General features: G+C 73.2%; 6 protein-coding genes. 3 read left to right on the top strand and 3 right to left on the bottom strand.

From position 1 onward, the window contains the following. The first annotated feature begins 175 nt into the window (after positions 1–175). Positions 176–922, top strand: a complete 747-nt coding sequence (locus FKN01_RS31800) for a TetR family transcriptional regulator (RefSeq protein WP_143626117.1) — start codon at positions 176–178, stop codon at positions 920–922. A 139-nt stretch (positions 923–1,061) separates the two neighbouring features. Further along, a complete protein-coding gene (locus FKN01_RS31795) occupies positions 1,062–1,469 on the top strand; it encodes a Zn-ribbon domain-containing OB-fold protein (protein ID WP_143626116.1) in 408 nt (135 codons plus the stop codon). 5 nt (positions 1,470–1,474) lie between these two features. Here FKN01_RS31795 and FKN01_RS31790 read toward each other — a convergent pair whose 3' ends face one another. The 3 genes from FKN01_RS31790 to FKN01_RS31780 all read right to left on the bottom strand — a co-directional run bounded on the left by FKN01_RS31790 (position 1,475) and on the right by FKN01_RS31780 (position 4,034). Continuing rightward, positions 1,475–2,119: a response regulator transcription factor gene (locus tag FKN01_RS31790; protein WP_143626115.1), complete on the bottom strand. Its 645-nt coding sequence runs from the start codon at positions 2,117–2,119 to the stop codon at positions 1,475–1,477. Then, positions 2,110–3,282, bottom strand: a complete 1,173-nt coding sequence (locus tag FKN01_RS31785) for a sensor histidine kinase (protein ID WP_398933626.1) — start codon at positions 3,280–3,282, stop codon at positions 2,110–2,112. The genes FKN01_RS31790 and FKN01_RS31785 overlap by 10 nt, the downstream gene beginning before the upstream one ends. Positions 3,283–3,362: 80 nt before the next feature. Further along, complete coding sequence (locus FKN01_RS31780; protein ID WP_143626113.1) at positions 3,363–4,034, bottom strand: DedA family protein; 672 nt, start codon at positions 4,032–4,034, stop codon at positions 3,363–3,365. Positions 4,035–4,353: 319 nt separating this feature from the next. On the opposite strand from FKN01_RS31780, the gene FKN01_RS31775 reads away from it, so the two are divergent. Further along, on the top strand, positions 4,354–7,068 hold the full coding sequence (locus FKN01_RS31775; protein ID WP_143626112.1) for a cellulose binding domain-containing protein: 2,715 nt from the start codon (positions 4,354–4,356) through the stop codon (positions 7,066–7,068). Positions 7,069–7,252: the final 184 nt, after the last annotated feature.

Raw genomic sequence — 7,252 nt, 5'->3', positions numbered from 1 at the left:
GGCGAAATGCCGGTCACCGGTCGCGTCGGGCACGTACTTCACACAGACAACGATCCTCAAGCTCACGCCGGCTCTCCCTGTACCTGGTGGTGTCCTGCGGGAATTCTATGGCACTCAGTACCCTGCGTAAAGGTACCCAGTGCCGGAGAGCTGCTTTCGGTGTTACGTTTCCGGCATGACCGAAGACCGCCGGCCGGCCAAGAAGCCCCCCATGCGTGACGTGCTCGCCGAGGCGGCCTTCGCGCTCTTCCTGGAGCGCGGGTTCGAGCGGACCACGGTGGACGACATCGTCGCGCGGGCCGGGGTGGGGCGGCGGTCCTTCTTCCGCTACTTCCCCTCCAAGGAGGACGCGGTCTTCCCCGACCACGAGCGGTGCCTCGCCGACATGACCGCCTTCCTCGCGGAAGCCGACGGCGCGGACCCGGTCGCCACGGTGTGCGACGGCGCCCGGCTGGTGCTGCGGATGTACGCGGAGAAGCCCGAGTTCTCCGTGCAGCGCTACCGGCTCACCCGCGAGGTGCCCGGCCTTCGCACGTACGAGCTGTCCGTGGTGCGCCGCTACGAGCGGACCCTCGCCGGCTACCTGGAGCGGCGCTGGGCCGGGGACCCGGACGCCGGACCCGACGCCGCGCTGCGTGCCGAGGTGATCGCCGCCTCCGTGGTCGCCGCGCACAACAACGGGCTGCGGTCCTGGCTGCGTTCGGGTGGCGAGGGCGACGCGGAGGCCGAGGTGGACCGGGCGCTCGAACTGGTGCGCGCGGTGTGGGGCGGGGCGGACGCGCGGCCCGCCGCGCCCGCGCCGGAGCCCGCCGCCGTCCCCTCCTCCGCGGGCGACGACGAGGTGATCGTCATGGTCGCGCGCAAGGGCGCCCCCATGTGGCGCGTGGTGCAGCACATCGAGTCCGCGCTCGGCACCGCGTAGGGGCCCGGAGGGGGCCGGAGGGGGCCGCTCCACGAGTTCGCGGCACTCAGTGCCTTTACTCCGGGAACCAAGTGCCATACGGTGCCGGTGTGCCGTCGTCGAAGGTGCGGCGCACCGAGTCGAGCGCGGGAGGCGGAACGTGTTCAGTACCGGAACCGACGTGATGGGGCGGCCGGCCCGCGAGGCGGTGGAGGCGCGCACCAGCCAGGAAGGCCTCGTCTACCAGGTGTGCCGCTGGTGCCACACCGCCTCCTTCCGCAAACTCCTCTGCCCCGTCTGCGCGTCGAGCGACCTCGAATCCGCGCACAGCGACGGCCACGGGGTGGTCATCCGCTCCAGCGTGGTCAACCGCTACTCGCGCATCATGCGCAACGAGTCCCTGGTCCGCTTCCCCGAAGGCTTCGTCTACCGCTGCCGGATCGTGGGCGCGGCCCCGCACCTGGTGAACGTCGGCGACCGGGTGCGACCGCTCGGCGGCCGTACCTCCGTGGCCGGCGAGGTCGTGCTCGAACTCTGCGACCCGCCCGGCTCGGCCGGCTGGTACTGAGGCCGTCACGCTTCCAGATAGCGCAGCACCGCGAGGACCCGCCGGTTGTAGCCGGTGGTGTGCGCGAGACCCAGCTTGTCGAAGACGGTGTTGAGGTTCTTCTCGACGGCACTCAGCGAGATGTGCAGCTTCCGCGCGATGGCCGCGTTGGTGTGACCCTGCGCCAGCGCCTCCAGGACGGTGCGCTCGCGCGGGGTCAGCCGCGACAGCGGATCACCGTGCGTGCTGCGGATGACCAACTGCCGTACGACCTCCGGGTCGAAGACGGCCCCGCCCGCGTGGATGCGCTCCAGCGAGTCCAGGAACTCCTCCACCTGCGCGACCCGGTCCTTGAGCAGGTACCCGACCCGCTCCGCGTTCTCGGCGAGCAGCTGCGCGGCGTAGTTCCGCTCCACGTACTGCGAGAGCACCAGCACGCCCACGTCCGGCCACCGCGCCCGGATCTCCACCGCCGCGCGCAGCCCCTCGTCCTTGTGCGTGGGAGGCATCCGGATGTCGGTGACGACGAGGTCCGGCGCGTGCGCCGCGACCCGCGACAGCAGGGACTCCGCGTCACCCACCGCGCCCACGACCTCATGGCCCTCCTCGGTGAGCAGACGGACCAGGCCCTCCCTGAGCAGGATCGAGTCCTCGGCGAGGATCACACGCACGGCAGCTCCGCGGTCACGGTGGTGGGGCCCCCGGCGGGGCTGTGGACGTCCAGCATGCCGTCGATCGCGGCGACCCGGCCGCGCAGCCCGGCCAGCCCGCCGCCGTCCGGGTCCGCGCCGCCGCACCCGTCGTCCCGGACGCGCACGGTCAGCACGCCGTCCCGCCGCGCCACGCTCACCGCGATGCCCTCGGCGCCGGAGTGCTTGGCGGCGTTGTTCACGGACTCGGACACCACGAAGTACGCCGCCGTCTCCACGGGCGACGGCAGCTCCCCGGACACCTCGTACGCCACCCGCACCGGGATGGGGCAGCGCTCCGCGACCCCGCCCAGCGCCTCCCGCAGCCCCACGCTGTCCAGGGCCGTCGGATACACCCGCCAGGCCACCTCGCGGAGTTCGGCGAGCACCTCGCCCGCCTCGCGGTGCGCCTGCTCCAGCAGCGCGTCGGCGCGGCCGGCGTCCCGGGCGCGGCGGGCCCGGCCCAGCAGCATCGCCAGCGCGACCAGGCGCTGCTGGACCCCGTCGTGCAGGTCGCGCTCGACGCGCCGCCGTTCCCGGTCCACCGCCCGCACCACGGCGGCCCGGCTGGCGGCGAGTTCACCGATGCGCCGCCTCAGCAGCTCCCGCTCGTCGGGCCCGAAGCACTCCCGGGCGAGCCGGGCGTCCAGCGCGGCGAGCGAGAACAGCCCCTGCACGTCGAGGAAGAGCAGGACGGAGCCCAGGGCCGCCTGGGCCGGCAACTCGCCCCAGCCGAGCGTGCCACGGGCCACGCCCACCGCGAGCAGCCCGGCCAGCACCAGGCCGAACCCGAGCAGCGCGGTCACCACCGCGCAGAGCAGCCCCGCGAAGACGCGGGCGGCCAGATAGCGAAGGACCTGCCGGCCGGAGGCGCGGTGCGCGGGGAACCGGTCGCCGAAGAAGACGGTCCGGCGCCACCGCTCCACCTCCGCCAGCCCTCTGGCCCCCGCCACCAGCAGGCCGCGGGCGGGGACCCGGGTGCGGGGCCACAGCAGGAACGCCCCCAGGAGCGCCCCGGCCGCCACGAAGTACACCAGCCCGGCGAGCGCCGTCGCGCAGCCGAGCAGCGCCCCCGCCGCCCCGGACAGCCGGCCCGCCGGGCCGCGGGCGGACGGGCCCGGCACCCCGGGGGAAACCTCCAGCACCCTGCTCCGCTCCTCCGCCTCGTGCCCGAAGCCCTCTCGCCGCAGCCCGGTCGGGTGAACCATAGTTCCCGGCGCGCCCATCACGCGCCCCGGCGGTGCCTGGCCCGGCGGGCTGCCGCGCGTGACCGGAGGCGCACGACGACGTACAGCACGAGGGCCGCCGCGACCAGCAGCAGCACCGCTTCGGAGAGCACACCGACGTAGTCGCCGACGGTGTCCCACTGGTCGCCGAGCCAGTAGCCCGCCATCACCAGCAAGGAGTTCCACGCCAGACTGCCCACCGCGGTCAGCCCGAGGAACGTCGGCACCGGCATGCGTTCCAGGCCCGCCGGTACGGAGATCAGGCTCCGGAAGACCGGCACCATCCGGCCCAGCAGCACCGCCTTCGTGCCGTGCCGCAGGAACCACGCCTCGGTGCGTTCCAGGTCGGAGGCCCTGACCAGCGGCAGCCGCGCCCACACGGCGTGCACCCGGTCCCGGCCGAACAGCGCCCCGATCCAGTACAGGGCCGCCGCCCCGGCCACCGAACCGAGCGTCGTCCAGAACAGCGCGGAGGCGAGCGACAGCACCCCCTGCGCCGCCGCGAACCCGGTCAGCGGCAGGATCACCTCGCTCGGCAGCGGCGGGAACAGGTTCTCCAGGGCGATGGCGAGACCGGCCCCCGGAGCGCCGAGGGCGTCGATCAGGTCGGCCGCCCAGCCGGCGAAACCTCCGGCGGGCTGCTGCGGCAGAGCGAGTGGGAGGGGGTGCATGACGGGGCTCCAGACGGACGGCCGCCGAGGCTCCCTGCCCCGGCTCCCGGCCACGCTAGGAACCGCGGGACCGCACCGGTATGAGGGTCGCCGCCGTCCGGGGTGCGGTTTACCGCAGGTGTGCCCGTCCGGGGCAGCCCGCCCAAGTCATCCGATGAACCTTGCCTGTTCTCTTCTCCCGGAGGGGTGACGCCGCTACCATCGGGACGCGTTATGGGAGCGCTCCCACATCCGTTCACGCCCTTGACCGCCCTTGTCGGCGGACCTGTTCGGAGAGGACGTTTCCGTGCGCTCAAGCGCAAGACCCTTTGCCACCCTGATGGCGGCACTCACCCTCACAGCGGGGCTCTTCGCCGCCGGCGCCCCGGCGTCGGCGAAGGACAGCGACGCCGCGCCCGCCACCCAGGCATCCGATGTGTCCCTCGCGGCGGACACGTACGACTGGAAGAACGTCCGCATCGACGGCGGCGGTTTCGTACCCGGGATCGTCTTCAACCGGTCCGAGAAGAACCTCGCCTACGCCCGTACCGACATCGGCGGCGCCTACCGCTGGGACCAGGCCGGCAAGCAGTGGAAGCCGCTGCTGGACTGGGTGGACTGGGACCACTGGGGCTGGACCGGAGTGGTGAGCCTCGCCTCGGACTCCGTCGACCCGGACAAGGTCTACGCCGCCGTGGGCACGTACACCAACGACTGGGACCCCACCAACGGCGCGGTGCTGCGCTCCTCGGACCGGGGCGCGACCTGGAAGGCGAGCACGCTGCCCTTCAAGCTCGGCGGCAACATGCCGGGCCGGGGCATGGGCGAACGCCTCGCGGTGGACCCGAACAAGAACTCCGTGCTGTACCTCGGCGCGCCCAGCGGCAACGGCCTCTGGCGGTCCACCGATTCGGGTGCCACCTGGTCCGAGGTGACGGCCTTCCCCAACCCGGGCAACTACGCCCAGGACCCCACCGACACCAGCGGCTACGGCAACGACAACCAGGGCATCGTCTGGGTGACGTTCGACGAGCGCACCGGCAGCGCGGGCAGCGCGACCCAGGACATCTACGTCGGGGTCGCCGACAAGGAGAACACCGTCTACCGCTCCACGGACGGCGGGGCCACCTGGTCGCGGATCGCCGGCCAGCCGACCGGATACCTGGCGCACAAGGGCGTTCTGGACTCCGACAACGGCTATCTGTATCTGACCCTGAGCGACACCGGCGGCCCGTACGACGGCGGCAAGGGGCGGATCTGGCGGTACACCACCGCGACCGGTGAGTGGAAGGACGTCAGCCCGGTCGCCGAGGCGGACACCTACTACGGCTTCAGCGGGCTCACCGTGGACCGGCAGCACCCCGGCACGGTGATGGCGACCGCCTACAGCTCCTGGTGGCCCGACACCCAGATCTTCCGCTCCACGGACAGCGGCGCGACCTGGACCCAGGCGTGGGACTACACCAGCTACCCCAACCGCTCCAACCGCTTCACCCAGGACGTCTCCTCGGTGCCGTGGCTGACCTGGGGCGCCAACCCGACGCCGCCGGAGACCACCCCCAAGCTGGGCTGGATGACGGAGGCGCTGGAGATCGACCCGTTCGACTCGAACCGCATGATGTACGGCACCGGCGCCACGATCTACGGCACCGAGAACCTCACCAACTGGGACTCCGGCAGCAAGTTCAAGATCACTCCGATGGTGAAGGGCCTGGAGGAGACCGCCGTCAACGACCTGGCCAGCCCGCCGTCCGGGGCGCCGCTGCTCAGCGCGCTCGGTGACATCGGGGGCTTCCGGCACACCGACCTCGACGCCGTGCCGGACATGATGTTCACCTCGCCCAACCTCACCTCCACCACGAGCATCGACTTCGCCGAGAACAGCCCGAACACGGTGGTCCGGGTCGGCAGCGCCGACGCCGCCCCGCACATCGGCTTCTCGACGGACAACGGCTCCAACTGGTTCCAGGGTTCCGAGCCGTCCGGGGTGACCGGCGGCGGCACGGTCGCGGCGGCGGCCGACGCGAGCGGCTTCGTCTGGAGCCCCGAGGGTGCCGGGGTCTATCACACGACCGGGTACGGGAGTTCGTGGTCCGCGTCGACCGGCATCCCGCAGGGCGCGACGGTCGAGTCGGACCGGAAGAACCCGAAGAAGTTCTACGGCTTCAAGGCCGGCACCTTCTACGTCTCCACGGACGGGGGCGCCTCCTTCACGGCGAAGGCGTCGAGCGGCCTGCCCACCGAGGGCAACGTCCGCTTCAAGGCGGTCCCCGGCACCGAGGGCGACATCTGGCTCGCGGGCGGCGCCACGACGGGCGCGTACGGCCTGTGGCACTCCACCGACTCGGGGGCCACCTTCACCAGGCTGACCGGCGTCGACGAGGCGGACTCCGTCGGCTTCGGCAAGGCGGCGGCGGGCGCCTCCTACCAGACGGTCTTCGTCTCGGCGAAGATCGGCGGGGTGCGCGGCATCTTCCGGTCGACCGACGCGGGCGCCACCTGGACCCGGATCAACGACGACGCCCACCAGTGGGGCTGGACCGGCGCCGCGATCACGGGTGACCCGCGCGTCTTCGGCCGGGTGTACGTGTCCACCAACGGGCGCGGGATCATGTACGGCGACTCCTCGGACAGCGACGGGGGCGGCACCGACCCGGGCACCGACCCCGGCACCGACCCCGGAACGGACCCGGGCACCGACCCGGGCACCGACCCGGGCACGGACCCCGGTGACGCCGCCTGTTCGGTGACGTACAAGGTCACCAACCAGTGGTCCGGCGGCTTCCAGGCCGATGTGACGCTCACCAACACGGGCAGTACGGAGCTGGACGGCTGGAAGCTCTCCTGGACCTTCCCGGACGGGCAGAAGGTCGGCCAGATGTGGAACGCGACGCCCGCGCAGGACGGGGCGAAGGTGACGGCCGCCAACGTCTCCTGGAACGCCCGGGTGGCGCCGGGCGCCTCGGCCGGCTTCGGCTTCACGGGCACGCTGACCGGTGGCAACACGGCACCGGCCGCCTTCTCGCTCGGTGAGGAGGTCTGCGCCACCGGCTGACGCGGGGCGCGGGGCCCCGCAGCGGGGGCGGGGCCGGGGGGGGGGGCGGGGGGGGGGGGGGGGGGGGGGCCCCCCCCCCCCCCCCCCCCCCGCCCGCCGCCGGCCGGGGGGGGCGGCGGCCCCCCGGCGGCCGCGCGGGCCCCCCCCCCCCCCCCCCCCCCCCCCCCCCCCCCCCCCCCCCCCC

It is taken from the genome of Streptomyces sp. 130 (genome assembly GCF_007096885.1).
In the GTDB taxonomy this organism is placed as follows: Bacteria; Actinomycetota; Actinomycetes; order Streptomycetales; family Streptomycetaceae; genus Streptomyces.
The sequence above is the reverse complement of the archived record's forward strand: the minus strand, read 5'-3'. Positions and strand labels throughout refer to the sequence as shown.

Coding starts and splice junctions, on each gene's coding strand:
- FKN01_RS31775 (WP_143626112.1), top strand. CDS start 4,354: ATGGCGGCACTCACCCTCACAGCGGGGCTCTTCGCCGCCGGCGCCCCG.
- FKN01_RS31800 (WP_143626117.1), top strand. CDS start 176: ATGACCGAAGACCGCCGGCCGGCCAAGAAGCCCCCCATGCGTGACGTG.
- FKN01_RS31780 (WP_143626113.1), bottom strand. CDS start 4,034: ATGCACCCCCTCCCACTCGCTCTGCCGCAGCAGCCCGCCGGAGGTTTC.